Source organism: Micromonospora sp. NPDC049102 (assembly GCF_043197485.1).
Classification (GTDB): domain Bacteria; phylum Actinomycetota; class Actinomycetes; order Mycobacteriales; family Micromonosporaceae; genus Micromonospora.
Genome location: NZ_JBICTE010000004.1, coordinates 43573 through 69581, shown reverse-complemented (window position 1 = coordinate 69581; position 26009 = coordinate 43573). Strand labels below are relative to the sequence as shown.

Annotated in this window: 24 protein-coding genes; 15 read left to right on the top strand and 9 right to left on the bottom strand. The window is 73.0% G+C overall.

From position 1 onward, the window contains the following. The first annotated feature begins 4 nt into the window (after window positions 1-4). The 6 genes from ACGFH9_RS06360 (at window position 5) to ACGFH9_RS06335 (ending at window position 6731) form a co-directional block, all read left to right on the top strand. Window positions 5-2581, top strand: a complete 2577-nt coding sequence (locus tag ACGFH9_RS06360; RefSeq protein WP_393216168.1) for a LuxR C-terminal-related transcriptional regulator — start codon at window positions 5-7, stop codon at window positions 2579-2581. Window positions 2582-2606: 25 nt separating this feature from the next. Beyond that, on the top strand, window positions 2607-4607 hold the full coding sequence (locus ACGFH9_RS06355) for a nitrate- and nitrite sensing domain-containing protein (RefSeq protein ID WP_393216165.1): 2001 nt from the start codon (window positions 2607-2609) through the stop codon (window positions 4605-4607). Then, window positions 4604-5053 (top strand): roadblock/LC7 domain-containing protein, encoded by a 450-nt coding sequence (locus tag ACGFH9_RS06350; RefSeq protein WP_393216162.1) that lies wholly within the window; start codon window positions 4604-4606, stop codon window positions 5051-5053. Before ACGFH9_RS06355 ends, ACGFH9_RS06350 begins: the two co-directional genes overlap by 4 nt. After that, a complete protein-coding gene (locus ACGFH9_RS06345; protein WP_393216160.1) occupies window positions 5031-5411 on the top strand; it encodes a DUF742 domain-containing protein in 381 nt (126 codons plus the stop codon). The genes ACGFH9_RS06350 and ACGFH9_RS06345 overlap by 23 nt, the downstream gene beginning before the upstream one ends. Window positions 5412-5515: 104 nt before the next feature. Then, window positions 5516-6217, top strand: a complete 702-nt coding sequence (locus ACGFH9_RS06340) for a cellulose binding domain-containing protein (protein ID WP_393216157.1) — start codon at window positions 5516-5518, stop codon at window positions 6215-6217. A gap of 124 nt (window positions 6218-6341) precedes the next feature. Then, window positions 6342-6731: a YccF domain-containing protein gene (locus ACGFH9_RS06335; RefSeq protein WP_393216608.1), complete on the top strand. Its 390-nt coding sequence runs from the start codon at window positions 6342-6344 to the stop codon at window positions 6729-6731. A gap of 224 nt (window positions 6732-6955) precedes the next feature. Here ACGFH9_RS06335 and ACGFH9_RS06330 read toward each other — a convergent pair whose 3' ends face one another. Beyond that, window positions 6956-7522 (bottom strand): GNAT family N-acetyltransferase, encoded by a 567-nt coding sequence (locus tag ACGFH9_RS06330; RefSeq protein WP_393216154.1) that lies wholly within the window; start codon window positions 7520-7522, stop codon window positions 6956-6958. A gap of 162 nt (window positions 7523-7684) precedes the next feature. Next, window positions 7685-8518 (bottom strand): DUF2637 domain-containing protein, encoded by an 834-nt coding sequence (locus ACGFH9_RS06325; protein ID WP_393216151.1) that lies wholly within the window; start codon window positions 8516-8518, stop codon window positions 7685-7687. Window positions 8519-8764: 246 nt separating this feature from the next. On the opposite strand from ACGFH9_RS06325, the gene ACGFH9_RS06320 reads away from it, so the two are divergent. Next, entirely contained in the window at window positions 8765-9232 is a 468-nt protein-coding gene (locus tag ACGFH9_RS06320) for an SAM-dependent methyltransferase (protein WP_393216148.1), read from the top strand. A 31-nt stretch (window positions 9233-9263) separates the two neighbouring features. Here the strand turns inward: ACGFH9_RS06320 and ACGFH9_RS06315 are convergent, their stop codons facing one another. After that, entirely contained in the window at window positions 9264-9998 is a 735-nt protein-coding gene (locus tag ACGFH9_RS06315; protein ID WP_393216145.1) for a cellulose binding domain-containing protein, read from the bottom strand. A 348-nt stretch (window positions 9999-10346) separates the two neighbouring features. On the opposite strand from ACGFH9_RS06315, the gene ACGFH9_RS06310 reads away from it, so the two are divergent. From ACGFH9_RS06310 to ACGFH9_RS06300, 3 genes are all read left to right on the top strand, one after another. Then, window positions 10347-11147, top strand: a complete 801-nt coding sequence (locus ACGFH9_RS06310; RefSeq protein ID WP_393216142.1) for a hypothetical protein — start codon at window positions 10347-10349, stop codon at window positions 11145-11147. Then, on the top strand, window positions 11137-11280 hold the full coding sequence (locus tag ACGFH9_RS06305) for a hypothetical protein (protein ID WP_393216139.1): 144 nt from the start codon (window positions 11137-11139) through the stop codon (window positions 11278-11280). The genes ACGFH9_RS06310 and ACGFH9_RS06305 overlap by 11 nt, the downstream gene beginning before the upstream one ends. 95 nt (window positions 11281-11375) lie before the next feature. After that, complete coding sequence (locus ACGFH9_RS06300) at window positions 11376-12302, top strand: acetamidase/formamidase family protein (protein WP_393216136.1); 927 nt, start codon at window positions 11376-11378, stop codon at window positions 12300-12302. Window positions 12303-12327: 25 nt separating this feature from the next. Here the strand turns inward: ACGFH9_RS06300 and pdxY are convergent, their stop codons facing one another. The 3 genes from pdxY to ACGFH9_RS06285 all read right to left on the bottom strand — a co-directional run bounded on the left by pdxY (window position 12328) and on the right by ACGFH9_RS06285 (window position 14382). After that, window positions 12328-13179: a pyridoxal kinase PdxY gene (pdxY, locus tag ACGFH9_RS06295; protein WP_355240985.1), complete on the bottom strand. Its 852-nt coding sequence runs from the start codon at window positions 13177-13179 to the stop codon at window positions 12328-12330. Between the two features lie 148 nt (window positions 13180-13327). After that, window positions 13328-14113 carry a serine protease gene (locus ACGFH9_RS06290; protein WP_355240982.1) on the bottom strand — a complete coding sequence of 262 codons (786 nt, stop codon included), beginning with the start codon at window positions 14111-14113 and terminating at the stop codon, window positions 13328-13330. 56 nt (window positions 14114-14169) lie between these two features. Further along, window positions 14170-14382: a hypothetical protein gene (locus ACGFH9_RS06285; protein ID WP_393216133.1), complete on the bottom strand. Its 213-nt coding sequence runs from the start codon at window positions 14380-14382 to the stop codon at window positions 14170-14172. A 230-nt stretch (window positions 14383-14612) separates the two neighbouring features. Here ACGFH9_RS06285 and ACGFH9_RS06280 point away from each other — a divergent pair, with 230 nt between their 5' ends. Both ACGFH9_RS06280 and ACGFH9_RS06275 read left to right on the top strand, forming a co-directional pair. Continuing rightward, a complete protein-coding gene (locus tag ACGFH9_RS06280) occupies window positions 14613-15593 on the top strand; it encodes an ATP-binding cassette domain-containing protein (protein ID WP_393216130.1) in 981 nt (326 codons plus the stop codon). Continuing rightward, window positions 15590-16417 (top strand): ABC transporter permease, encoded by an 828-nt coding sequence (locus tag ACGFH9_RS06275; RefSeq protein ID WP_393216127.1) that lies wholly within the window; start codon window positions 15590-15592, stop codon window positions 16415-16417. The genes ACGFH9_RS06280 and ACGFH9_RS06275 overlap by 4 nt, the downstream gene beginning before the upstream one ends. Before the next feature lie 6 nt (window positions 16418-16423). Here ACGFH9_RS06275 and ACGFH9_RS06270 read toward each other — a convergent pair whose 3' ends face one another. After that, entirely contained in the window at window positions 16424-19603 is a 3180-nt protein-coding gene (locus ACGFH9_RS06270) for a BTAD domain-containing putative transcriptional regulator (protein WP_393216124.1), read from the bottom strand. 151 nt (window positions 19604-19754) lie between these two features. On the opposite strand from ACGFH9_RS06270, the gene ACGFH9_RS06265 reads away from it, so the two are divergent. Together ACGFH9_RS06265 and ACGFH9_RS06260 are read left to right on the top strand one after the other, a co-directional pair. Further along, complete coding sequence (locus ACGFH9_RS06265; protein WP_393216121.1) at window positions 19755-21200, top strand: SDR family NAD(P)-dependent oxidoreductase; 1446 nt, start codon at window positions 19755-19757, stop codon at window positions 21198-21200. 18 nt (window positions 21201-21218) lie between these two features. Then, entirely contained in the window at window positions 21219-21695 is a 477-nt protein-coding gene (locus tag ACGFH9_RS06260; RefSeq protein ID WP_393216118.1) for a heme-degrading domain-containing protein, read from the top strand. A 51-nt stretch (window positions 21696-21746) separates the two neighbouring features. Here the strand turns inward: ACGFH9_RS06260 and ACGFH9_RS06255 are convergent, their stop codons facing one another. Beyond that, window positions 21747-23123 carry an FAD-dependent oxidoreductase gene (locus ACGFH9_RS06255; protein WP_393216115.1) on the bottom strand — a complete coding sequence of 459 codons (1377 nt, stop codon included), beginning with the start codon at window positions 23121-23123 and terminating at the stop codon, window positions 21747-21749. 227 nt (window positions 23124-23350) lie between these two features. Here ACGFH9_RS06255 and ACGFH9_RS06250 point away from each other — a divergent pair, with 227 nt between their 5' ends. Further along, a complete protein-coding gene (locus ACGFH9_RS06250; protein WP_393216112.1) occupies window positions 23351-24736 on the top strand; it encodes a serine hydrolase domain-containing protein in 1386 nt (461 codons plus the stop codon). A 16-nt stretch (window positions 24737-24752) separates the two neighbouring features. On the opposite strand, the gene ACGFH9_RS06245 is transcribed toward ACGFH9_RS06250, so the two are convergent. Beyond that, a complete protein-coding gene (locus ACGFH9_RS06245; protein ID WP_393216109.1) occupies window positions 24753-25973 on the bottom strand; it encodes an MFS transporter in 1221 nt (406 codons plus the stop codon). Window positions 25974-26009 lie beyond the last annotated feature (36 nt).

Here is a 26009-nt window from a genome sequence, read left to right as displayed (position 1 = left end):
CGCAATGATCATGAAAGACCTCGTGGAGTCCCGACTGGTGCTGGGCCGGGCGCCCAGGGCCCTGCTGGACAGGGTCGCCGACGATCCGACCGCGCCGCTCACCGTCGGTCTGGCCGGTCCCGCAGGGCACGGTAAGACCGCTCTGCTCGCCGAGCTGACGCGCGTCCAGCAACGGGCCGGCAGCACCGTGCGCACGGGCGCACCGGGACCGGACGACGTCGTCGACCCGGACGACCTGTTGCTGGTCGACGACGCGCACCTGCTCGACGACGAGCGGATCGGTGTGCTGCTGCGCCTGGTCGCCACCCGCCGGCACCGGCTGGTCGTCGCCCACCGCCCCTGGCCCCGGTCGGCGGCACTCACCGAACTGGTCGACACACTGCGCCGCGACGGGCAGGCCGTGCTGCTCGGGCCGTTCAGCCGGGAGCAGACCGCGGCCTGGATCGCGGGCGTACCCGAGCTGACCCAGCGCGGCGAGCTGGTCGACTTCGTGCACACGCAGACCGGTGGCGTACCCCGCGATGTCGAGCGGCTGACCCGCGGCCTGCGCGCGGCTCCGAGCCTGACCACCGTCCCGACCGAGCCGCCCCGGTCGGTCGTCCTCGAGTTCGCGCCGGAGTTGGAGATCCAGCCCGCCCCCGTACGACGGCTGCTGCTCGCGGTCGCGGCCGGCGTACCGCTGCCGGTGGCCATGCTCGGCCCGCTCCTGGACCAGGAGCCGGAGGCGGTCGACGAGCTGATCGCCACGACCCGGGCGGCCGGCCTGATCGGCGCCGACGGGCGGCTCACACCGCTGGTCCGACGGGCCGTCACCACGCTCAGCCCGGCTACCGAGCGCAGCGCCGTCTGGCGTCGCCTCACCGAGTTGCAGCTCGCCCGGGGCGGCCCGGTGCTGCCGCTGGTCCGCTCGCTGCTCGCGGTGGGCGTCCTCGGCGACTGTCCCGCGCCGACGTTGGCCGCGGCGGCGCAGGAGGCGCTGGCCGGTGAGCCGGCCTTCGCCGCCGACCTGTTCGCCGCCGCCACCGCGGCCGGCCATCCGACGGGCGCCCGGCAGGCTCTCGCCGCCGCGCTCGCCGGCAATCTCGACGACGCGCTGCGCCTGGCGGACCGGCTGCTGACCGCCGCCGAACCGGCGGACCGCGCCGAGGCGGCCGTGGTGGCCGCGACGGCTCTGGCGCATCGCGGCCACACCGGCCGCAGCGTCGAGCTGTACCGGTGGTCGGGCACCGCCTCGTCGGTGGCGTTCGCCACCGTGGGCGGGCTCGCCACGGGCGAGCTGAGCGCCGCCGTGCCGCCCGTGGGCGAACCGGCCGGCGCGCCGCCCACGCTGCACGCCAGCGCTGCCCGGCTGATGGCCGAGGGGGTACGCGAGAGCGTCACCGGTACGCCGAGCGCTGCGCTGTCCGCGCTCGTGCAGTCCGCCGCCCTGCTCGAGCCCGACGGTCGGGCGGTGCTCCTGCCGGACAGCCCTGCCGCGCTCGCCGCCCTGACCGCCGTGCACTGTGGCGAGCTGGACATCGCCGAGCGGGTCCTGCACCGGGCGCAGGCCGCCGGTGTCGGCGGCCCGCTGATGGCCCGCCGGCACCGGCTGTTGCAGGCCTGGATCCTCATGGTGCGGGGCCAGACGCTCGCGGCGGCCGAACGCCTCGCCACGGTCACCGCCGACGAGCGTCCGCTGGAGTCCCGCGACCTGCTCTTCGCCGCCGCGCTGCGGATGGGGATCGCCCGGCGCACCAGCGACCTCGGCGCGCTAAAGAGGGAGTGGGGGCCGTCGCTGGAGGCGGTGGTACGCCATCGGGTCGACCTGTTCACGCTGCTGCCGCTGGGCGAACTCGCCATCGCGGGCGCACGGCTCGGTGACGTGGCCCGGTTGGCGCCGTACCTGCGGGAGGGCCGCGCGCTGCTCGACCGGCTCGGCGCGCCGACCCTGTGGAGCGTCCCGCTGCACTGGAGCGGGTTGCACGCCGCCATCCTGACCGGTGAGCCGGCGGCCGCCGACAACCACGTCGCCGCCCTGCTGGCCGCCGCCGAGCACAGCCGCTACGCCGGCGTGGTCGCCGCGGCCGCAGAGAGTTGGGTCGAGGTGCTGCGAGGTGTGGTCGACCCGGTGCGGGTCGAGGCCGCCGCCCGTGGCCTGCACGACACCGGATTGTGTTGGGACGGCGCCCGCCTGGCCGGGCAGGCCGCGATCCGTACCTCGGACCGACGGGCGATGACCACCCTGCTCGAGTGCGCCCGGGTGCTGCAGGGCCGGTCGACCGGCGGGAAGACCGGCGGGCAGCGCCCGAGCGACGGCGGGACCGCGACGCCCGCCGCCGACGCCATCGCCGCCCCCACCCAGCACGGGCTGAGTGACCGCGAGTACGAGGTGGCCGAGTTGGTGCTGGCCGGCCTGACCTACCGGGAGATCGGTGATCGGCTCTTCATCTCGGCCAAGACGGTGGAGCACCACGTGGCCCGTATGCGCAACCGGTTGAACTGCGCCAGCCGGGCGGAACTGCTGGCGCTGCTGCGGACGATGGTCGCCGACCGGGCCAGCGACGCCACCGGGCAGCCGTGGCCGCAACGGTCGGCCCGATGAGCCGGCGCAGCGGACGGAGGGCGACGTGACGCGCGGACGACGGGCACGCGTCCGGTTCGTCGCAGCAGCGGCGGTACTGCTCACGCTCTGGTCGTACGCAGCCTATCTGACCTGCCAGGACGCGGTCGACCTGCTGCGGGTGCGGGCCCTGGCCGACACCCTGGGCAAGCCCATCGACCGGCTGGTGCTCAGCCTGCAGATCGAGCGCCGGGCGACCGCCGAGACGCTGGCCGGCGCCGTGCCGGCACGGCCCACGCTGGCCGGGGCGCGGGAGGCGACCGACCGGGCCGCGGCGGGCGTCCGGGCGTTCCCCTCCAGCCGCGACCTGCGCCTGCTCAGCGCGGACGCGGTCCGCGACCGGGCCGACGGGCTGATCCGACGGCTGAACGGGCTGGGGGCGATCCGGTCCCGCGTGGACGACGGGCAGGTCGATCGCGCCGGGGCGGTCGACGGGTACGACCAGCTCGTCGACGCGGCCTTCGACGTGTACGGACCGGAGTGGGGCGCGTACGAGAGCAGGCTGGCCATCGACACCCGCGCGGTGATCGCGCTGGCCCGTGCCCGCGAGCTGCTGGCCCGGGAGGACACCCTGGTCACCGCGGCCGTCGCGAGTGGCCGGATGAGCGCCGAGGAACGGCGACGGCTGGTCGAGCTGGTGTCCGTCCAGCGGTACGCCCGCGCCGAGGCGACGGCCGGCCTGGCGGCCGGCGGCCGGAGCGAACACCAGCGGCTCGTGGCGGGCCCCGAGTTCGCGGGTGTGCTCGCCGTGGAGGACACCCTGCTGCGCACGGACCGGGCCGACGCGCTGCGCGGGGTCAACCCGCAGGACTGGCGCTCGGCGGCGGATGCCGCGCTCGGTGCGCTGCACGAGCTGGTCACGACCACCGCCCGCGCGAGCGTCGAGCGGGCCACGCCGGGCGCCGCGGTGCTCGTCGGGCGGACCGGCGTCGTGGTCGGGCTCGGGCTGATCGCCGTCCTGGCGGTACTGCTCGGCTGGGCCGCCACCCTGCGCCGCCGGCCCGACGGCGAGGGTGCTCCGGCGGGCGGCGGCCAGCGCCGGCACGAACCGCCGGCCCCACCCGTCGACCCTCAGCCACTCGCCGACGAGCCTCGCGGCCAGACCGCCGCCGACCAGCCCGACGCCGCGCAGCGCGGCGGTCCGGTGGGCGACCGCCGCACCGGGGAGTTCTTCCTGCGGATCAGCCGGCGCAACCAGGTCCTGCTGCGCGACCAGCTCGACCTGCTGGACGCGATGCAGCGGCGCGAGCGCAGCGCCTCGGAGGCCGACGAGCTGTTCCAGCTCGACCATCTCACCACCCGCGTCCGCCGGAACGTCGAAAAGGTGATCACGCTGGCCGGCGCGCGGCCCGCGCGCCGCTGGCGACGACCGGTACCCCTGCTCGACGTCGCGCGTGGCGCGGTCGCCGAGGTGCCGGAATACCACCGGGTCCTGGTGGCGCCGCACTGGCCGTGGTCGCTCGCCGGCCCCGCCGTCACGGACGTCGTGCACCTGCTGGCCGAACTGATCGAGAACGCCCTGACGTTCTCGGCCACGGACACCACCGTCCGGGTGGCGGGCGAGCACCGGCCGCAGGGCTGCGTGATCGTGGTGGTCGACGACGGCCCCGGCCTCGACGCCACCACGCTCGACGAGGTGAACGACCTGCTCGCCAGGCCGCCGAGCGACCCGCCGAGCAGGGCCGGAGGGCTGTACGCGGTAGCCCTGCTGGCCGCCCGGTGCGGTGCCCGGGTCACGATGCGGCCCAGCCAGCGCGGCGGGACGGCGGCGATCGTGCACCTGCCGGCGGAGCTGGTCACCGTGACCGGCAGCGGCCCGGCGACCGCAGGCCCCGCGTACCGGCCGACGCCCGACGGGCCGCACACGCCCGGCGGGGCCGACCAGGGCAACGCCGGCGGGCTACCCATGCGGGTCCGCCAATCCGGGCCGGCCGGACCCGGCCCGGGCAGCGCCGGCCCCGAGACCGTCGAGCTGCCGGTCATGAGAACAACGAGGAGACATCGATGACGCACGCAGTGGTCACCGCGGACAGCCTGACCGGTGCCCTGGACCGCCTGGTCGACCGGGTGAGCGGGGCGGAGTTCGCCGTGGTGCTCTCCCCCGACGGGCTCCCGCTCGGCGGTTCCCGGGGGGTGGAGGCGAAGCTGGCGGAGCAGATCTCCGGCGTGGTCGCCGGTCTACTGGCGCTGGGGCTGGCCGCCACCCGGACCTGCGACGCGGGCGGGCTACGCCAGATCGTGGTGCAGATGTCGCGAGCGTTCCTGTTCGTCGCCACCATCGGGAACGGGACCATCCTCACCGTCCGGATCTCGGGCGACGAGGTCGAGGTGGGTGACATGGCGTACGAGGTGGCGCTCTTCGTCGGGCAGGCCGAACGGCACCTGCCGATCCGCCTGGAGGCCGCCTCCACGGCGAGGAGCGGAGACTCTGGTGCACAGCGCCGGCTCGGCTGACGAGGCGTGGTACGACGACGACGCCGGCCCGGTCGCCCGTCCGTACACGATGACCGGTGGGCGTACGACGTCCGACCGGGGCCGGTTCGACCTCATCTCGCTGGTCGTCGCGCGGCGGTCGGCGACATCGCCCACGTCACTCTTCCCCGAACAGGCGCGGATCGTCGAGCTGTGTCACCATCCAGTGTCGGTGGCTGAGGTCAGCGCCGAGCTGGATCTGCCCCTGGGCACCGTCCGGGTCCTCCTCGGTGACCTGTTCGGGGCGGGGTTGGTCGAGACGCACGAACCACCGACGCTGTCGGAGCTGCCGTCGCAGGAGCTGCTCGAGTCGATACTTGTCGGGCTGCGCGCCCTGTGAGCGCTCGGGTGCCACCGCGACCCAGCGGTCGCGGGCAGGCGTCCGGTGACGAAGTGAAGGGGAGAGAGGCAGTGCCGGCAATACCGCCGCAGCCACGGCGTACTGTGGCGATCATTCTGCTGGACCGGATCGTGGCCGCTGCCGCAGCCGTACGGAGGGTGGTCACCGGCCAGGCCGACGTGTCGCGGGCCGCCTGGGTCGCTGTGCTCGCCGCGTTCGGGGTGGTGGTGGCGACGGTGGTCTCGATCATCAGTGTGGTGCGCACCCCGGAGCAGCTCGCGCCGGTGACCCTCGACGCGCCGCCGTCGGTGGATCAGTTGGGCACCCCCACGCCCGGTACGCCCCGAGGGCAGGCGCATCCGGCCGCCACCAGCCAGACCACTGCCGCGTCGCCGTCGGTCAGCGCGGCCCCGCCGCCCGTCGAATCACCGACGAGCGCTCCGGCCGCCGCCCCCTCGTCGGCCTCGCCGACCCCCGCCACCCTCGCCGCCGACTTCGCGATCGAGGACAAGGCGCTGCTCAGCTACGGTGCCGCCGTGACGATCAACAATCCCGGCCCGGTGCCGGTGGCGCAGTGGATGCTGGCGATCACGTTGCCCCGGGAGTCGCTGCGGATCAGCACAGTCCAGGGCGCGCGGGCCACGCAGGACGGCGCCGTTTGGACGTTCGTACCGGACGGCAGCGCGGGCCAGGTGCCGGGCAGCGCATCGGCGCGGGTGACCTTCCGGGTCAACGGCGCGGCGGTCGGCGCGACTCCCACGGCGTGCACGATCGACGGCGTCACCTGCGGCGGCCTGTCGAACTGACGCCCGGCCGGCGGGCCGATCCGGCCGCGGAACCGACCGTGGCTGGCGGCGGCCCGGACCGGCTGTCCACTCGACCCCGGCCGGCGGTCCGGACCCGGTGGCGGGCATCGCTCATGCTGAAGGGGTGATTCGCTTCGTCCTGAACGTCCTGTGGCTCGTCTTCGGTGGCGGCCTCGTGCTGGCGATCGGCTACGGCTTCGCCGCGCTGATCTGCTTCCTGCTGGTCGTCACCATCCCGTTCGGCGTCGCCGCGCTGCGCCTCGCCGTCTACTCGCTGTGGCCCTTCGGTCGGACCCTGGTGCCCAAGCCCGGCGCGGGTCGACCAGCCACGACGCGACTCATCAGTAGAAGATCACGACGCACGGAACGAAGCGAGGGGCCGTCCGCCCCGGCGGACGACCCCCAACCAGGTACCGGTACCGATTGGACAAATCAGTCGTCTGTCCCACGTGCGAGTGACAGCACCTCTTCATGGAGCCGGACCACGATCGGGACTTCCGGCCCTTCCGCTTGAGCCCGCAAGATCGGCTCAATTCCCGCTACCGCCGGTGCCGTCCTCAGGTCACCCGGTCGCACTCCTTCGCGCTCAGGAGAGAGGGTCAGGAATGCCGCCGTGCACTTATGGTTCATCTCACCCCCGCCCAAGCGCCTCGACCAACGCATCACGACGCTCAGGGACAAACTCAAGCCATGGCAGCGTTCCAAGCCCGTCAAGGAACTCGACCAGGTGATTACCAGCTACCGGGGCAAGTTCTGGACCGGCAACGGAAATACAAACCTCACATACTCCGGATAGTAAGAGCCCGGACGACCCGGCACCGTCCCCACCTTCGTCCAACCCCAGCCCTCATACATGGCATGCGTCGCCGTGGCAGCCGGATTCGATGCGAGCGTCGCGCGTTCCTCCGCCCGACCACCGAGGAACGCGTCGTGCAGCCCACGACCGACGCCCCTGCCCTGCCATGTCCGGCGAACCTCAATCTCCGCCAGTACGACCGTGCGATCCCCAGTCTCCAGCGTGAACCCGTCCGGCGGCTCCGGCTTCAAGCCCCTCCACCACTCACGCTCAGGCCGCAGGCTGTAGCCGAAGACAAAGCCCACGATCTCTCCACCCGCACGCGCAACAACCAACTCGTAGTTGCGAACCTCCAGCGCCGCCGTGGCCCTGTCCCTGAACGCCGACGACTTCACGCCGCCGTCCTCGCCCGGCACCTCTCCGTATGCGTCCGCGTAGGCGTCACACAGAGCATCGAGTAATGTCGAAACCTCGTCAGCCGTATGGCGCGTGAAGGCTACGTTATCCACGCCATGCAGCATAGGAGCTTTCCCCCGCCCGCCACCATGCCGGGATTCCGTCCGCGCAGATGAACCGCAGGCGGAGGCGCCCTCCAGGGAACGGCCGTGACAGCCCTGCCTTACGGAGCGCCCCGAGCCGGTGCCGCCGGGACGGCGGCACCGGCTCGTTGGCTATGCGGCGACGTCCGGCCGTCTGCCGCCGGTCGCACCAGCACCGAACGAGGCTGTGTCTTCCTCCTCTCTGAGAATCTTCAAGAGCAGCGATGCGCGGGCGTTGGACACTCCGTACCCGTCGTCGCGCATCGCGTCGGCCAGTCCATCACGCGACAGCGACCGGCCTTCCCGCGCCAGCGCGGCATGGGCCGCCCGTGCTGCCGGGATGAGGTGAGCGACCGCGCGGATGTCGGCCAGCGCGGGCAGGTTGCCAGGCTCGGCCGATTGGGCCGGGGTTGAGCCGGTGGTACCGATCGCGGACGGGCCGTCCGTGACCGTCCGCCCGTCCGGTGTCGGCCCGGACGACGGTCCGCCGTCCGGGACTGTCCCCCGGACCGTCCCAGGGACGGACGGACGATCAGCGGACGGCCGTTGATCGTCCCGGACCGTCCGCTGATCACCTTCGCCGTGGTCGATCATGCTGAACAGCAATTTGACCGACACGAGCATGGACAACGCCGGCCACCCCGCCAGGGCCTTACCGATCGGGTCGTCACCGCCCACCGCGACGTTCGCCGCGAGGCTTGCCACGGTGCCGACCACGAGCGCCACCCACGGAACCCAGCCCGTTGGGCGACCGGCGCGGCGCTGCGCCACCAGGTACAGGCTGGCGACGATCTCCAGACCGTCCACGCTGATGGGGAACGCGTACGCCTTCCATCCGGTCTGACCGTGCTCGGTGGCGAGTTCGGTCATGTGTGAGAACGAGATCGCCCCCGCGACGAGGGCCAGCCCGGCGACCGTCAGCCCCGTCAACACGCGCAACGTCTTGTCCGTACGGTGGTTGCTCATAGCGTCGCCTCCTCGCGCGAGGGGACGAGCGCGGAGGGTGCCGCCGGCACCGGGCGGGCATAGGGCCATGAGCACCCCTGGTTAGCCCGGCTGGGACCATAGGGCAGACCCCATACCGGGCAGACCAGGGCGATAGGGCTAGAAAAATGTGTGTCGCATTCCGTGATTGGGCGTGCCGGCCGTAGGCAGGCATAGCGACCGGACGGCGATCGTTCGTGTGTGCACAACGCGGCTTGATATGACCCGATGGTCCTCGTGCACGCCCGCGCGCTGCTGGCCAGCACGACCGTCCAGGGCGTCACGACGTACGTGCCGGCCGACTACCACGACCCCGAGACCATCCTCGCCGAGGCGGCGCGGACGCTCGACTTCGGCCAGCCGATCGCCGTCATGTTCATGGGCGTGCTCGGGTACGAGCCGGACCTCGAGGTGGTGCGTTCGATCGTCGGGCGGACGATGGACGCGACCGCGTCCGGTAGCCACCTGGTGCTCTGGGACGGCACCAACACCAGCCCGGAGGTGGTGTCGGGCGCGCAGCGGCTGGCCGAGAACGGTGGCGTCCCGTACATCCTGCGCAGTCTGGAGGACCTCGCCGGTTGCTTCGCCGGGCTGGCGATGGTGGAGCCCGGTCTCGTGCCGATCCCACTGTGGCGCCCGGACGAGGCGGACGCCCGGGGGATCGACGCCTACGGCGCGGTGGCCCGCAAGCCCTGACCGACGCCGAACCCCCGGAGCGTCCCGCCGGTCAGCGCGCGCAGTTCAGCGTGAGCCCGGCCGGCGGCGCGCTGGTCGTCACCAGCAGCCCGAACGTCGTCGTCCCGTCCGGTGCCACCGTCCCGTTGTACGGGGCGTTGCGCACCACCACGTCGGTGCCGGTCGGGTCGACGACCCCACCCCACACCGCCTGGATCCGCTCGTCCCCGGCCCAACGCCAGGAAACCCACCACTGGTCCAACGGCTGCGCGCCGACGTTGCGGACCGTCACGGTGGCGACGAAGCCGGTGCCCCAGCGGGAGTCGATGGTGGCGGTCGCGCGGCAGGACGCCAGCGCGGCGGTCCGACCGGTCCCACCGTAGTAGGGCTCCCACCGGCCGTCGGAGTCGCGGAACCCGAACCAGTATTCGGTGTCGGGCGTCAGCCGCTCGAAGGTGACGCTGCCGTCGCGCTCGGGGCCGGAGACCGTCTCCGCGACCGGGTTCTGCCACGCGAAGGCGTCCTCGCGGCTGGTGAAGAGACGAACGGTGATCGGCTGCCGGTAGCCGCACGGCGGGCTGACCGCGATGAAGTAGTCGATGGTCAGGCTGGTCGTGGTGGCCGCGGACACCCGACCGCCGATAGGCGTCACCGGCGGGCAGACCGGTGTGGGAGTCGGCGCGGCAGTGACCGACGGCGTGGGCGTCGGCGCCGCCTGGGCGACGCCTGTCGTGGCGGCCCAGCCGGTCATGGTGATGGTCGTGAGGGCCAGGAAGATGCGACGCATCGGTACCTCCGAAAAACCGTCGCCGTCGCGGCCCAGGGTGAGGGACCGGCCGTACGGGTCCGGATGAGCGCGGCGGCCGCCCGACGGCGATCGGCATGCGGCCGCTGACGAGGACTGCCCGGCGCGGGTGGCGGGCCACCTCGCGCGTCCCCGACTCCGGAACAGACGTCGACCGCGCCGGCTCCCGAGCACGGCCGAACCACAGCATTACATTCGATGAATGTCGATACAAGCGAGACGACTGCCCTTGGGACATCCGCCGCCTCCTCGTCGCCGCGAGGACACGCGCCGGGCCCCCGGAGCGACGATCATCCATAGTGGTCTGTCAATTCGACGCGGGAGGACATCATGCGCGACAGAAGCAGCACGAACCGGCGGATGGCGAGGGCACTGACGGCGGCGGCCACGGTGGCGGCGCTGACGCTGACCCCCCTCACGACGCCGTCACCCGCCACCGCCGCGGTCAGCCAGGCCGAACTGGCCCTACGCTGGGCGCCTATCCACTACCAGGACGTCGACGCCACCGGCACCCACGCACTGGGCGGTCGGAGTGACTACATCACCGCGGTGGACTTCGACGGTGACCTGAACGGGCGCAACAACTGGGACCGCACCGGGGCGTCCGGCACGTCGCTCGCCGCGCACGCGTACTACTCCGTCGTGGAGACCAGCACGCACTGGTACATCACCTACCTGTTCTTCCACCCTCGGGACTGGACCGACCACCCGTTCTTCGAGACCGAGCACGAGAACGACGGCGAGGGCGTCCTCTTCGCGATCGAGCGGGACGGCTCCGCGTACGGCGTCCTGCGCGGGGCGGTCACCGTCGCGCACAGCGACTTCTACTCGTACACCCCGACTGGCAGCACCTGGAGCGGTGGCCGGGAGAGCGTCGACGGCACCCTGCAGTTCCAGTCCTCGCCGCACGACTCCTTCACGCACCCGGTCACCGCGCAGGAGGCGCAGGGCCACGGCCTCAAGGCGTACCCGCAGTACGCCATCAACGGCGACGGCGTCGTCTACTACCCGTCCACGGTGGCCGAGACGCCGGAGAGCGGCGACGACCGGGACGTCCGCTACCAGCTCGTCGACCTCTTCGCGGCCGGCGGAGTATGGGCGCAGCGGACCAACGGGCGAGTTGGCGAGTGACCCGGCGAAGCTGTCGGTCGAGTACTTCACCGTCCCGGCCGGGTTGGCGCGCACCTACAGCTACAACCCTTACGCCACCGCCGCCGCCGCGCTGGCCGAGGCGGCCCGGACGGCACCGCCGACCGTCGACTGACCCGATCCGCGAAGGTGCGCGGCCGATCCGTTCGGCCGCGCACCCACATCCCGCCGGCGGTCGCGTCACGCCGGATCGACACGTAGCCTGCGCAGATGCGACACACCCTCGCACCGGACGACAAGACCCTGCACGGTCACTTCTCCCCCGACCTCCCGCCGGTGCTCGCGATCGATCCCGGCGACAGCGTCACCTACCGCACCCTGGACTGCTGGTGGTCGGCCGGCCCGTACCCGGGCGGCGCGAACCGGGACCGCCCCCGGGTCCCGCAGCGCCGGCCGGAGGACGGGCACGCGCTCATCGGGCCGGTCGCGGTCCGCGGCGCTCGCGCCGGCCAGACCCTCGCGGTACGCGTCGACGCGATCGTCCCGGGCACCTGGGGTACGACGGTGGCTGGCGGGTGGCCGAGCGCCTTCAACAAGCGGTACGACGTCGAGTCGACGCAGGTGGTGCACGCCTGGGAGTTGGACCCGGTGACGATGACGGGCCGCAACCAGCACGGTCACACGGTGACGCTGCGCCCCTTCATGGGGGTGCTCGGCATGCCGCCGGCGGAGCCGGGACGGCACTCCACCACCCCGCCTCGCGAGTGTGGTGGCAACCTCGACTGCAAGGACCTGACGGCCGGTAGCACGCTGCTGCTGCCGATCCCGGTCGACGGAGCGCTGTTCTCGGTCGGGGACGGGCACGCCGCGCAGGGCGACGGCGAGGTCGGCGGCACGGCGATCGAGTGCCCGATGGACGAGGTGACGCTGACCTTCGACGTGCGCGACGACTTCCCGGTCACCGGCCCGGTGGCCCGTACCGCCGACGCCTGGCTGACGCTGGGCCTGGGGGCATCCCTCGACGAGGCGACGTTCCGGGCCCTGGAGGAGATGCTGACCCTGCTGCAACGGCTGCACGGCCTCAGCCGATCGGACGCGGCGGCGCTGGCCAGCGTCCTCGTCGACGTGCGGGTGACCCAGATCGTCAACGAGACCGTCGGCGCGCACGCGGTGCTACGCGACGACGCGCTGCGCTGAGACGGCCCGTCGGCCCGGAGCGTCGTCAGCGCAGCCGGCGGGCGGTGAACCGGGCCGGCGGCTCGGCGATGGCGTCCTGCGCCGCGATCAGTTGGATCTCCCGGGTGCCCGCCGCGACTGTCGCTTCGAGGACGGTGAAGACGGAGGCGACGGTACGCTCCAGCGCGGTGGCCGGTGAGCCGGTTGTCGACAGGTGCGCCAGGTACAGCGCGGCGGTGACGTCGCCCCCGCCATTCGGGTTGATGGGCAGCAGCGGGGTGGTCACCGCCCAGGCGCCCTCGTCGGAGACCGCCACCACCTCCAGCGAGCCCGCCGGCGCGTCGTCGTGCAGCACGCTGGTCACCAGGACGTGCCGCGGCCCGGTGGCCCGGACGACGTCGACCGCGTCCAGCACCTGCGCGAGGGTCGTCGTGGTGCGGCCGGCGAGGAAGTCCAGCTCGAAGTGGTTCGGCGTGATGATGTCGGCGCGCGGCACGACGGTGTCGCGCAGGTATTCCGGGATACCGGGCCGGACGAACATCCCCCGGCCGACGTCGCCCATCACCGGGTCGCAGCAGTAGACGGCGGCCGGGTTGGCGGCCTTGACCTGGGCCACGGCGTCCAGGATCACGGCACCCATCGCCGGGTCGCCCTGGTAGCCGGACAGCACCGCGTCGGCGCTGCCGAGGACGCCCCGGTCGGCGATGCCCGCGATCACCTCGGCCACGTCGGCGGCCGCCAGCATCGGGCCGCGCCACGCGCCGTACCCGGTGTGGTTGGAGAAGTGGACGGTCAACACCGGCCACACCTCGTGCCCGAGGCGCTGGAGGGGGAAGACGGCGGCCGAGTTGCCGACGTGGCCGTAGGCGACCGACGACTGGATGGACAGGATCTGCACGGACCCATCATGGTCACCCCGTTCGCCCCGGGACGCGCGGCCCGCCGATTCTGTCGGTTAGCCCACTGCCGCCGCGGCTCGCGGGTACGCCCGAGACGAGCGGGCGGCCCGGACCGCCGTCGTCCGGGCCGCCCGAGATGGCGTACGGTCAGCCGCCGAGGCTCGCCGCAGCCGAGGCGATCGACGAGGCGAAGTAGCTCACCTGCGTGTAGACGCCCGGGTAGTTGGGTCGGGCGCAGCCGTTGCCCCAGCTGACGATGCCGACCTGGACCCAGGCGTTGGCGGCGTCACGGCGGAACATCGGGCCGCCCGAGTCGCCCTGGCAGGTGTCCGTGCCGCCACTGGCGTAGCCGGCGCAGATCTCCTCGGCGGGGATGAGATCGCCACCGTAGTTGGAGTTGCAGGTGGAGTCGCTGACGAACGGCACGGTGGCCTTGAGCAGGTACCGCTGCTGCGCGCCACCCTCACGGGCCGCGCCCCAGCCGGCGACCGTGAAGGTGCCGCTGTCGTACGCGGTCGTGGTGGCGATCTTCAACGTGCTCAGCCCGGTGACGGGGGTGGCCAGCCGGATGAGCGCCCAGTCCTTGCCGGACCCGTTGTAGCCGGGCGCGCGGTAGACGTAGTTGGACCGGACGGTGATCCGGCTGGACGACTGGAGGTCGACGACGCCGAGCGTCGCGGTGATGCTGGTGTTGGTGCCGGTCGCGCCCACGCAGTGTGCGGCGGTGAGCACCAGCCGGGAGCTGTAGAGGGCTCCGCCGCAGCCCATCGAGAGCCGCACCATGAACGGGAACTCGCCCTGGGTGGCGCGGGTGCCGCCGACCACGTTCGGCGTGACGGGGTTGTCGGCCGCCGCGGCGGGCGCCGCGAGGGTGAGGCTGGCCGCGGCCAGCGCGGCGGCCACCAGGCCGGTGAGGGTACGCCAGCGAACCATGCATTCCTCCGCTTCGGTACGGCACGCCTCGTGAGCGCACCTGATCGAGATAGCGGTCATCGTATTGATTTACATGGATGTTGCGCGTCATCCCCGCTGGGTCGTACCCCGGAGTTATGGAACCGCTGGACGTCGCGGTCCCGCCGGCCGCGACGCCCGCGAGCGGTGGCGACCGCCAGGAGGCTGACCACGGCGGCGGCCAGTTGCAGCACCGCGCCGAGCAGATCGACCAGGCTGGAGAGGGCGGTAGCGTCGGGGACAAGGTCCATCGCGGCCTCCGGGTTTCGACCCCCACCGTCCGCGCCTTGCGGAGGGCTTCCCCCGGGCCCAACCGACATCGACGGGCGCCACCGTCAGTATGGCAGCGGCCGGCGAGGCCACCAACCCCCGGACGTACGCGCCCCCTCTCGCTACGGCCCGGCGCGGTGTCAGCCCGCGTCGGCGCGGCTGTCAGCGGCGTGTCGGAGGCGTGTCAGGCGCGCGGCGCACGCTGGTCGGCATGACAAGCGATCTGGTGATCGAGGCCGAGGGCCTCGTCAAGACGTTCGGGAAGACGAGGGCCCTGCAGGGCGTGGACCTCGCCGTACCCCGGGGAACGGTGCTCGGGGTGCTCGGCCCCAACGGCGCCGGCAAGACCACAGCCGTCCGCATCCTCTCCACCCTGCTGACCCCGGACGCCGGCAGCGCCCGCATCGCCGGCTTCGACGTCGTCCGCGACGCCGGGCGGGTCCGGCAGCGTATCGGCCTCACCGGTCAGTACGCCTCGGTCGACGAGGACCTGACCGGTCGGCAGAACCTGGAGCTGTTCGGCACGCTGCTGGACCTCGGTCGCGCCGGCGCCCGGCGGCGGGCCACCGAACTGCTCGAATGGTTCGACCTGACCGAGGCCGCCAACCGGCCCGCCAAGACGTACTCCGGAGGTATGCGCCGACGGCTCGACCTGGCCGCCAGCCTCGTGGGCTCGCCGGAGGTGATCTTCCTGGACGAGCCCACGACCGGACTGGACCCGGCCAAGCGCGAGGACATGTGGGACGTGGTCCGGTCGCTGGTGACCAACGGCTCGACCGTGCTGCTCACCACGCAGTACCTGGAGGAGGCCGACGCGCTGGCCGACGCGATCACGGTGATCGACCACGGCCGGGTCATCGCCCACGACACGCCCGACGGGCTCAAGCGGATCGTCGGCGGGCAGACCCTCGAAGTCCGGCCGTCCGACCCGGCGCAGCTCTCCCGGACCGCGGCGATCCTGACCGAGGTCGGCTCGGGCGGGCAGGCCGACGAGATCCGCCGGGGCGTCCTCGCGGTGCCGGTCGCCGACGACACGGCGCTGACCGAGAGCGTCGCGCGTTTCGCCACCGCCGGCATCGCGGTCACCGAACTGTCCCTGCACCTGCCGAGCCTGGACGAGGTGTTCTTCACCCTCACCGGGCGTACGGCATCCGAGGACGACACCACTTCGCGTACGGAGGTAGCGGCATGAGCACCCTGGTCGGCGCACCACCCACACCGAACTCCACGCCGTCGACGGCGGCGGTGAACCCACGATCGTTCCGGCTCGTGCGGCACTCGCTGGCACTCGCCAAACGCAGCCTCATCAAGACCTGGCGTACGCCCGAGGCGCTTATCGACGTCACGCTGCAACCGGTGCTGTTCCTGGTCATCTTCGTCTACATCTTCGGCGGCGCGGTCGCCGGCTCCACCCACGACTACCTGCAGTTCCTGCTACCCGGAATCCTGGCGCAGACGATCGCCACCGGTGCCATCGCGATCGGCGTCAACCTCAACACCGACATCGCCAAGGGCATCTTCGACCGGTTCCGGTCACTGCCGGTCCCCCGCTCCGCACCGCTGGTCGGCGCGGTCCTCGGCGACGTCGTCCGGTACGTGATCGTCACGGTCTCGACCCTCGCGATCGGCTACCTGATGGGTTTCCGGATCGACACCGACCCGTTCCGGGCCATCGCGGGCTGCGTGCTCGCGGTGCTGTTCGCGCTGTGCCTGAGCTGGCTGCCGGTCTGGGTGTCGATGAAGGTGCGCACCCCCGGTGCCGTGCAGGGACTGATGTTCGCCCTGATCATGCCGCTGAGCTTCGGATCGAACGTGTTCGTCGGCACCGACACCCTGCCCGGCTGGATGCAGGCCTTCGTGAAGGTCAACCCGATGACCCATCTGGTGGCATCGGTACGCGGCCTGTTCCTCGGCACCCCGCTCGACGCGCACGTGTGGTGGACCCTCGCCTGGTGCGCCGGCTTCGTGGCGGTGTTCATGCCGATGGCGCTGCGCGCCTACCGCAAGAAGGTCTGAACCCGGCTAGGCGAGCAGGTCCTCCATCAGCTCACGGACCCGGGTGACGGCCGCGGCCACCGGCCGGGCACGCCAGACGGCCAGCAACGACTCACGCTGCTCCTCGTTCCCGAGGGCGGCGTCGAGTCGTTCGCTGCGTTCGCTCGGGAAGAACAGCTCCATGTGCGTCCCGAGCCGCTTCGCGAGCGCGGACAGCTCGCGGGTGGTGGCGATGTCGTCCCGGTACGCGGCGAGGTCCGCGCCGCCCGACGCCCACGCCCCGATCACCGGCAGGTCCTTCGAGTTGAGCGCGTCGTCGCGGGCGAGCGCCAACAACGTGGCCGCCTGGGCGGCGGCGTCGGCGCCCGACACCCCCCGCGCCTCGGCCACCCGCAGGTACAGGACCGCCACCGAGGCCCGCAGCATCACCCGCGGCTGCGGTGGCGGGCCGGTCCAGCCGGCGAGAGTGCGGTTCACCTCGTCGGCGTGGGCCAGCGCCTCGTCATAGCGCTCGCGCTGCCAGGCGAGGTGCGCCAGGCCGAGAAGCGCCTGCGCGACGTCCATCTGCTCGGCCTGGCCCCGCGTCGCCGTCTCACCCAGCCGGCGTTCCGCGTCCGCGTCGCCGGTCAGGGCGAGCTGCACGTCCAGCCGCACCCGGATCGACCGGGCGTCCTGCTGCGCGCCGATCATCTCCATGTGCCGGACGCTGCGCGCCAGCCACTCGGCCGACCGCCCCTCCCTGCCAGGGAGCAGGAACTGCCCGACGGCGCCCGCGGCCATCGCCATGCCCCAAAGGTCGCCCGCGACCTCGAAGCGGTGGTACGCCTGCTCGGCGTCCTCGATCGACGCCTCCGGCAGGCCACTGTTCTCCCGTACCGCCGCGCGCGCGATCAGGCCGAGCGCCTGGACGTACGGGTCCGGGTTCGCGATCAACTCGGTCGCGGCCTTCAGGCTCTTCTCCGGGTCGGACTCGTCGAAGCCGGGTAACGCCACCGCGAACGCGGTCAGTCGCGGCGACACCTCGGCGGGTCGCTCCGCGAGCAGCGTGCGCAGGGCGCGTCGCGCGAGCACGGCGGGCCGCAGGTCGGCGCTGATGCCGCCGTTCGCGCTGATCAACAGGCACGTCCAGGCGAGTCGGTCCCCGTGCGGCAGGGGCCGGCCGCTGGCCCGGCCCCGCAGGATCGCCGAGCGTCGACGCCGGTGCGGATCGTCGATGTGCAGCATCCCGCGTGCCCAGGCGAGGACTTCCAGGTGCAGGCCGCGCACCGTCCAGAGGTGCAGCAACGCGGTGGCGACGTCGACGGCTGCCGGCTCGTCGTCCTGACCCAGCGCCCACCGCAGGCCCGCGACCAGGTTGTCCTGCTCGGCGGCACAACGGTCGAGCGCCTCCACCTGGTCGGGGCCGACGAAACGCTCGCTGAGCGCGACGGCCTCGTCTCGGCACCACCCCGCCAGGCCGGCCATCGCCGCGTCCCGGTCACCGGACGCACCGAGCCGGGCCTCGCCGTACTCGCGGACGGTCTCCAGCATCCGGTAGCGGGGCGGCCCGTCCCCCTCGACCAGGGTCAGCAGGGACTGTTCGACGAGCCTCGCCAGACCTCGTCGTACGTCGGGGGTCCGCGCGACCGCGGCGGCGAGGTCGGCGGTGAACGGCGCGGGGATGACCGCGACCCGCTCCAGCAACGCACGGTCGTCGGGCGCGAGCAGTTCCCGGCTCCAGTCGACCATCGCCCACAGGCTCGCGTGGCGTTCCGGCAGACCCCGCAGCGCGTCGTCGAGCAGGGCGAACCGGTCGGTCAGCCCGGCGAGCACGTCGTCGATCGGCATGTGCCGCAGCCGCGCGGCGGCCAGTTCGAGGGCCAACGGCAGGTTGTCGAGCCGGTTGCACAGCGCGAGAGCCCGGGCGGTGTCCCAGGTTGGGACCGCGCCACCGGCCCGTGCCCGGGACTCGACCAGCCCGAGCGCGTCGGCGTCCGGCAGGGCGGTCAGTCGGTGGACCCGCTCGCCGGCCAGGCCCAGCGGGGCCCGACTGGTGGCGAGCACCGCGACCTGCGGTGAGGTCACCGCGAGCAGGTCCGCGACGACGGTGGCCACCGCGTCGAGGACGTGCTCGCAGTTGTCCACCACGATCAGGCCGTCGAGGTCCGGCGCCACGGCACGCATCCGCTCCTCGGGGCTGAGCACCCGGCGTTCGAGGCCCAGGTTGCCGCCGGTGGACGAGGTGTCCGCGCCGCCGAGCGCCGCGAGCACGGTGGGCAGCACCTCGTCGGGCGAGCGCAGACCGGCCAGCTCGACCACCCGTACCCCCTGCCCGGCCGCCGCCGCGCGTCGGGTGACCTCGGCGGCGAGGCGGGTCTTGCCCGCGCCGCCGGTCGCCACGATCGTCACGAGCGCCGACTCGTCGAGCGCCGCGTCCAGGGCCTCGACGTCCCGCTCGCGGCCCAGCAGGGCGGTCATCGGCCGGCGCCACGCGGCGGGCAGGACGACGCGTGCCGGCGGACGGGGTGGTGCGACGACGGCCGGCGTGGTGAGTTCGCCGCGCAGGAGGGCCAGGTGGACCTGTGTGATCACTGGTGACGGGTCGGTACCGTAGCGGTCGGCCAGCTCGTCGCGGAGACGCTCGACCACCTCCAGCGCCTCCGCCTCCCGCCCCTGGACGGCGAGCACCCGCACGAGCAGGGCGGCCGACGGCTCGTCCGGGGGCGTCCGCGCGGCCAGCCGGCGCAGGTCGGCCTCGTCGTACGGCCCCGCGCCGGCGAGGGCCGCCTCGGCGCGCAGCGCGGCGACGTCGGCGAACAGGCGCGTGTCGTCCACGCTGACGATCTCCGGCACCTCGGGGAACAGGCCCCGGGCCCGGTCGGCCGAGTCGCGGGCCGCGCGTGCGTCGCCGGTCCGCAGGGCGGCCCGACCGTGGTCGACGAGCGCCCGTGCCTCGACGGCGTCGACGGTGACCTGCTCAGGGGGCAGGCGGTATCCCCCTGGCACGGCCACCACGGGCAGCCCGAGCCGGCGCACACGGGACACGAGCGCCTGCACGGCGCCGGTCGCGTCGTCCGGCGGGGCACCATCCCAGACCGCGTCCACGAGCAGGCTGGTGGAGACCGCCCGACCGCGCGCGTCCACGAGCGCGCGGAGCACCGCGGCCAACCGCTCGCCCCGGACCGGCCGGCCGTCGACGGCGAGGGGACCGAGGATGGTGATCTGCACGGGACCAGCATCCCTCACGCGCACCACAGAGCCGTGCAGGGTGCCCGACGGCGCGGGGTGCGGCCGGGACGCCGCGGTGCGTACAGTTTCGGGTCGGACTTGGGGTGGGCCGGCGAAATCCGGCACAGGAAACGGGACGAGACAACGACGCATGACGGTGGACAACATTCCCGACAACGCTCAGGGCGGCATCGACCGGAACCGGCTGGAGACCTGCCTGAGCGTCTTCGAGGCGTTGGAGGCCCTTCCTCCCGACCACCCCGACGTGGTGCGGGTGCAGCGGGCCACCGCACGGCTCTACAAGGTGATCAAGCAGCGGCGTCGTGAGGAGCGGCGCGACGCCATCCTCGCGGCCGACCGGGCGGTGACGGAGGCCACGGCCACCGGCGCTCCGGGCCGGATCGACGACGAGACACAGGGCATCCCCCTCGCCTCCCCCACCACCGGCACGACGGCGGGGCTCCTGCACAACCCGCGCGGCTGCTACATCTGCAAGCAGCGCTACCGCGAGGTGGACGCCTTCTACCACCAGCTCTGCCCCTCCTGCGCCGCGCTGAACCGGGAGCGCCGGGACGCCCGTACCGACCTGACCGGCCGGCGCGCCCTGCTCACCGGCGGGCGCGCGAAGATCGGCATGTACATCGCGCTGCGGCTGCTGCGCGACGGCGCGCACACGACGGTGACGACCCGGTTCCCGCACGACGCGGTCCGCCGGTTCGCCGCGATGCCCGACAGCGCGGACTGGCTGCACCGCCTGCGGGTCGTCGGTATCGACCTGCGGGACCCGGCACAGGTGATCGCCCTCGCCGACTCGGTCAGCAGCCAGGGTCCCCTCGACATCCTGATCAACAACGCGGCGCAGACGGTCCGCCGGTCGCCCGGGGCGTACGCCCAGCTCGCCGCCGCCGAGGCCGCAGCCCTGCCGGACGGTCCCCTGCCGGAGCTGATCACGTTCACCAAGCCGAGCGGCCCAGGCGGCAGCCGCACGGCCGGGTCGTCCGCGCTCACCCCGCACGCGCTCACCGCACTGGCGTTGACCAGTCGTTCCGCCTCGCCGGAGCGGATCGCGGCCTCCACCGCCATCGACGCCGGTGGGCTCGTGCCGGACCTCGACCCGGTCAACAGCTGGGTGCAGCGGGTGCAGGAGGTCGACCCGGTCGAGCTGCTGGAAGTGCAGTTGTGCAACGTCACCGCGCCGTTCGTGCTGGTCAGCCGGCTACGTTCGGCGATGGCCGCCGCGCCGGCCCGCCGTAAGTACGTGGTGAACGTCTCCGCGATGGAGGGTCAGTTCGGGCGCGGTTACAAGGGTCCGGGGCACCCGCACACCAACATGGCCAAGGCCGCGTTGAACATGCTGACCCGCACCAGCGCCCAGGAGATGCTGACCGACGGCATCCTGATGACCAGCGTCGACACGGGTTGGATCACCGACGAGCGGCCGCACCCGACGAAGATGCGGCTGGCCGACGAGGGGTTCCACGCACCGTTGGACCTGGTCGACGGCGCGGCGCGGGTGTACGACCCGATCGTGCGTGGCGAGCAGGGCGAGGACCTGTACGGCTGCTTCCTGAAGGACTACGCGCCGTGCGCCTGGTGAGACGACGAGGAGACACCCATGCCAACTGACAACGAGTCCTGGCCGACGCTGGACGAGCTGCTGCGCGAGGAGGAGGAGCTGGAGCGTATTGGCCTGTCCGAGACCGACGCGTACGAGCTGGGGATGCGCGCCGTGGCCGCCGCGAGCGAGCGGGGACTGCCGGTCGCGGTGGGCGTGTGGCGGGCGGGGCGTCAGTTGTTCCACTGTGGCCTGCCCGGCTCGACGCAGGACAACGACGCCTGGCTGCGCCGCAAGGGTCGGGTGGTGATGCGGTTCGAGCACTCCTCGCTCTACATGGCCCGACTCTGCCGGGACAGGAACGTGACGCTGACCGAGCGCTACGGCCTGCCGGCCGCCCGGTACGCGGCGGCCGGAGGCGCGCTGCCGCTGCGCGTACGCGGCACCGGTGTGGTGGGCTGGATGGGCGTGTCGGGGCTTCCGCAGGTGGAGGATCACCGCTTCGTCGTCGACGTCCTGCGCAAAGCCGCGCAGTAGCCGGCGAACCCGCCGCCCACCAGGCTCCTGGCGGGCGGCGGGGCGCATCGGTCAGCCCGCGCGTCGGTTGGCGCGCACGGCGCCCAGGATCACGCCGGGGGTGGCCAGCGACAGCGGGTGCGCGCGCATGGAGACGACCTCGTTGAACCGGCGCGCGATCGCCACGTCCGTGACGGTCGCCGTGAGGATCTGCCGGCTCGCCCAGCTGGAGACCCGGTAGCCGCGCGGGTAGGGCCCGTTGACGTGCGGCAGCGCCAGGTCGGCGGAGGTGGACGTCGACCACGCGGCGTCGACCACGACCTTCTGCAGGTCGAGGAAGTGCCGGGCGGGGACGCTCAGGTCGGGCCCGGAGCGCAGGTACGCCGACAGGCAGGCCGCGTGCAGGGCCGCCGCCGTCATGCCCTGCCCGTAGACCGGGTTGAACGACGCCACGGCGTCGCCGACGCTGACGAGCCGCGCCGGGAAGCGCGCCAGCGCGTGGAAGTCCCGTCGCCGGCTGTCGGCGTGGTGGTAGGTCTGCACGTCGCCGAGCAGCTCCTGATCGGCGACCTCGCCGAACTCGGGTGGGAACTGCTCGCGCAGCCGCCGGACGAAGTCCTGCGCGGTACGTCCGGGCCGGTCGTCGCCGTAGCCGGCCATCATGGCCATCCACCGGCCGTCCTCGATGGCGAAGAAGGCGGCGCCGGCGACGTCCGTCATCGTGCGCGGGGTGTGCAGGGCCATGACGACACGCATCCGCGGGCTCTGCTCCGGGCGCCGGAACAACGCGGTCGCGTAGTTGAGGTGCACGGGCATCCGGCGGGTGGCGGGTCGCTCCCAGCCGGTCTGCTCCAGCCAGTCCGAGAGCCGGCTGGACCGGCCCATGGCGTCGACCACCAGGTCGCCGCCCTCGACGCCGGCCACCCCGTTGACCTCACAGCGCACGCCGGTTACCGCGTCGCCGTCGACGGCGAGCCCGGTGGCGCGGGCCGTGACCGTCTTGACGTTCGGCAGTCGGAGCACCTGCTGACGGATCAGCCCCTCCAGCAGCGGCCGGCTGCCCGCCAGGCTGTCGTCGTCGTCGGGTACGACCACCTTGCGGCGACCGTCGAGGTAGGTGCGTCGGGTGTCGGGTGGCGCCTCGACCGCGCCGTGGGCCAACGCCTGCTGACGGAACTCGGGAAACAACTGCTCCAACTGCAGGAGACCGCCGGGCAGCAGGGCGTGCAGTTGGGTGCCCTGGGGCACGCCGGGCCGCGCGCCGCTGACCTGCGGGTCGTCGCGGTCGAGGAGGACCACGCTCTCGGCGTGATCGGACAGGACCCGGGCGGCGAGCAGGCCGGCGACGCTGCCGCCGACCACCACCGCCTTGCCCAGGATCGGGTTCGGCTGCTCGGGGGGCCGCACGGCGTTCAATGCGGCGAAGACCCGAACGGGGGAGAGGGACATGGTGCTCTCCAAAGGAGTACGAGGCGGGGCACCCTCCCCCGGGTCTGCCGCACGGACAGACCGGCGGCGCCGGCCAGTCGACAGGATGCCCGACGATCGTTGCACAGGCGGTGACGGTCGCCCGTACGGCCCGCTCGGATGTCGGAAACCGGCCAGAACGCTGGACGCCACCAGCGTACGGCTGATTGAGGTTGGCGTACCAGTTCGGGTCTGTCAGCATCACCGGCATGCCTGTCGCTCGTCGTACCCTGCTCGGGGTTGGCCTGGCCGCCGTGGCCTCCGCCCTCACCGGCTGCGGCGACGGCGGCGGTGAGTCGCCGGGCGGGGCCGACCCCGGCGGTACGGTGACCGCCACCGACGCGGCGGGGAACAGGGTGGGGTTCGGCGCGGCCGGGAGACCGGCGGCCTCTTCGTCGGGTACGCCGAGCACCTCCCCCAGGGCCGGCGCGGGCGCGCCGGGCAACCAGGCCCGGTACGCCGCGGACGTGACCGCGCTGCTGAGGCGGCACCTGCCCGCCTCACCGCAGACCGTCACGCACCACGGCTTTCCCGGCGCGGTCGCCGTCGTGCTGGTCAACGGGAAGGTGACAGTGCACACGGCCGTCGGGGAGGCCCTGCGCTACGCGGCCGGCCCGAAACTGCTCGCGGCGAAGAGCCGGGTCGCGATGCGCCCGGACTCGATCTTCGATCTCGCCTCGGTCACCAAGGTCTACACCGCCATCCTGCTGCTCCAGCAGGTCGACAAGGGCCGCGTCGACCTGGACGCCCCGGTGCGCGACTATCTGCCGGCGTTCACCGGCACAGGCAAGGACCGCGTCACCGTGGAGATGCTGCTCACCCACACCAGCGGCCTCCCCGTCGGAGCCAAGGTCACCGGCCTGTCCGACAACGCCGCCCGCTGGAACGCGGTCCTCGCCACCCCGCTGGTCTCGGGCGCGGTGCCCGGCGACGCGTTCCGCTACTCGAGCGTCGGCGTCATGACCGCCGGCAAGATCGTCGAGAAGGTCACTGGCAGCCGCCTCGACCAGGCGCTCAAGGCGAATCTCGCCGGTCCCCTCGGCCTGCGCGACACTGGTTTCAACCCCACGACCTGGCTGTCGGCCACCGACCGGTCGGCCCGGATGGTCGCCACCGACGCCCGCTCGTCCCGCGGCCTGCTCCGCGGCACCGTGCACGACGACGTCGCCAACAACCTCGGGGGCATCGCCGGTCACGCGGGTGTGTTCGCCAGTGCCGGCGATCTCGCGGCCGTCGGCCAGATGCTCCTCGACGGTGGCACCTACCAGGGCCGACGGGTCCTCGCCGCCGGTACGGTGCGCCGGATGCTGACCAACCACAACGCGGGCAAGCCGGCCGTCGACCCCGAGCGCCCGCGGCGCACGGCCGCCCACGGTCTCGGCGTCGTCCTCGACCAGCCGTGGTTCATGGGCCGGCTCGCGTCGGCCCGAACCTTCGGCCACACCGGCTTCGCCGGTCCCTCGCTGGTGGTCGACCCGGGCCGCAAGCTGGTCCTGGCCCTGCTCACCAACCGGGCCCACCCCAACTGGTCCTGGGCGAACCCCGATCCGGTCCGGGCTGCCGTCGGCGACCTCCTCGCCCCGTCGGTCAGCTGAGCCGGGCCGCCAGGGGTCAGCCCGCCACGGCGGCCGGTTCCCGGTCCCGACGACGCCCCGCGTAGCTGACGATTCCCAGGCCCAGCCCGACGACCGCAAGGACCAGTCCCACCCGGGCCGGCGCGAGGTAACCGAGCCCGGCGGCGATGGCCACGCTGCCCAGGGCCGCGCCCAGGCTGTTCGCGATGTTCATGGCGGACTGGTTGAGGGCGGCACCCATCAACTGGGCGCCGGGAGCGACCGTGATGAGGCGTGCCTGCAGGACCGGACCGAGGTAGAGACTCGTCGCGCCGACCAGGAACGCGCCCACGAACAGACCCACCGGATGCGACGCGACGAGACTGAACACGCCGATGCTGGCGATCATCGCGACGAAGCCGATCAGCTGGCTGCGACGCAGGTCCCGGTCGGCGAGCCAGCCGCCCAGGGCGTTGCCGACCGTCATGCCGAGGCCGACCGCGACCAGCACCCAGGGCACTGTCGCGGCGGAGAGGCCGGCGACGTCGGTGGTGACCGGCGCGATGTAGGAGTCGACCGCGAAGAAGCCAGCGAAGCCGATCGCGCCGGTGGCCGCGACCAGCCAGACCTGCGAGGTCCGCAGCGCGCGCAGCTCGGCGGCCGGCGAGCCGTCCGCCGCCGCGGCAACCTCCGGAACGACCGCCAGGACCGCCAGCAGCGTGAGCAGGAAGACCCCGGCGATGACCAGGTACGCCGTCCGCCAGCCGGCTGCCTGCCCGAGCCGGGTGATCAGTGGTACGCCCACCACGTTGCTCACGGTCAGGCCACCGAGCACTGTGGCGAAGCCCCGCGCCTCGTTGCCGGGGCCCATCAGGGTCGCCGCGAGCAGGCCGGCAGCGCCGAAGTACGCGCCGTGCGGCAGCGCGGCGACGAACCGCGCGACGAGCACCAGCTCGAAGTTCGGGGCGGTCGCGGAGGCGACCGTGCCGGCGGCGAAGAGGACGAGCAGTCCGAGCACGAGCCTGCGGCGGGGCAGGCGCGCGCTGAGCGCGGCGATCAGTGGCGCGCCCACGACGACGCCCAGCGCGTACGCCGTGATCATCCAGCCTGCCTCGGCGACGGCGTCCGACGAGGATCGGGCGTAGTCCTGGGCGAGCAGGTCGCGTGCCATCTCGGGCAGCAGGCCCATCGCCACGAACTCCGTCAGGCCGACCGCCACGCCGCCCAGTGCCAGGGCCGCCAGCGCCGCGAGGCGCTGACCTCTGCTCAGTCCGTTCACCGAGCGAATTTAGCAACAGCGTTGCGTAATAGGCTG

Bases quoted from the DNA above. Each gene is read 5' to 3' on its own strand.
- ACGFH9_RS06310 (WP_393216142.1), top strand. From the start codon at position 10,347: ATGCGCGACAGAAGCAGCACGAACCGGCGGATGGCGAGGGCACTGACG.
- ACGFH9_RS06290 (WP_355240982.1), bottom strand. From the start codon at position 14,113: ATGGTTCGCTGGCGTACCCTCACCGGCCTGGTGGCCGCCGCGCTGGCC.
- ACGFH9_RS06265 (WP_393216121.1), top strand. From the start codon at position 19,755: ATGACGGTGGACAACATTCCCGACAACGCTCAGGGCGGCATCGACCGG.
- ACGFH9_RS06260 (WP_393216118.1), top strand. From the start codon at position 21,219: ATGCCAACTGACAACGAGTCCTGGCCGACGCTGGACGAGCTGCTGCGC.
- ACGFH9_RS06300 (WP_393216136.1), top strand. From the start codon at position 11,376: ATGCGACACACCCTCGCACCGGACGACAAGACCCTGCACGGTCACTTC.
- ACGFH9_RS06325 (WP_393216151.1), bottom strand. From the start codon at position 8,518: ATGAGCAACCACCGTACGGACAAGACGTTGCGCGTGTTGACGGGGCTG.
- ACGFH9_RS06250 (WP_393216112.1), top strand. From the start codon at position 23,351: ATGCCTGTCGCTCGTCGTACCCTGCTCGGGGTTGGCCTGGCCGCCGTG.
- ACGFH9_RS06275 (WP_393216127.1), top strand. From the start codon at position 15,590: ATGAGCACCCTGGTCGGCGCACCACCCACACCGAACTCCACGCCGTCG.
- ACGFH9_RS06315 (WP_393216145.1), bottom strand. From the start codon at position 9,998: ATGCGTCGCATCTTCCTGGCCCTCACGACCATCACCATGACCGGCTGG.
- ACGFH9_RS06320 (WP_393216148.1), top strand. From the start codon at position 8,765: ATGGTCCTCGTGCACGCCCGCGCGCTGCTGGCCAGCACGACCGTCCAG.
- ACGFH9_RS06255 (WP_393216115.1), bottom strand. From the start codon at position 23,123: ATGTCCCTCTCCCCCGTTCGGGTCTTCGCCGCATTGAACGCCGTGCGG.
- ACGFH9_RS06360 (WP_393216168.1), top strand. From the start codon at position 5: ATGATCATGAAAGACCTCGTGGAGTCCCGACTGGTGCTGGGCCGGGCG.
- ACGFH9_RS06350 (WP_393216162.1), top strand. From the start codon at position 4,604: ATGACGCACGCAGTGGTCACCGCGGACAGCCTGACCGGTGCCCTGGAC.
- ACGFH9_RS06285 (WP_393216133.1), bottom strand. From the start codon at position 14,382: ATGGACCTTGTCCCCGACGCTACCGCCCTCTCCAGCCTGGTCGATCTG.
- ACGFH9_RS06280 (WP_393216130.1), top strand. From the start codon at position 14,613: ATGACAAGCGATCTGGTGATCGAGGCCGAGGGCCTCGTCAAGACGTTC.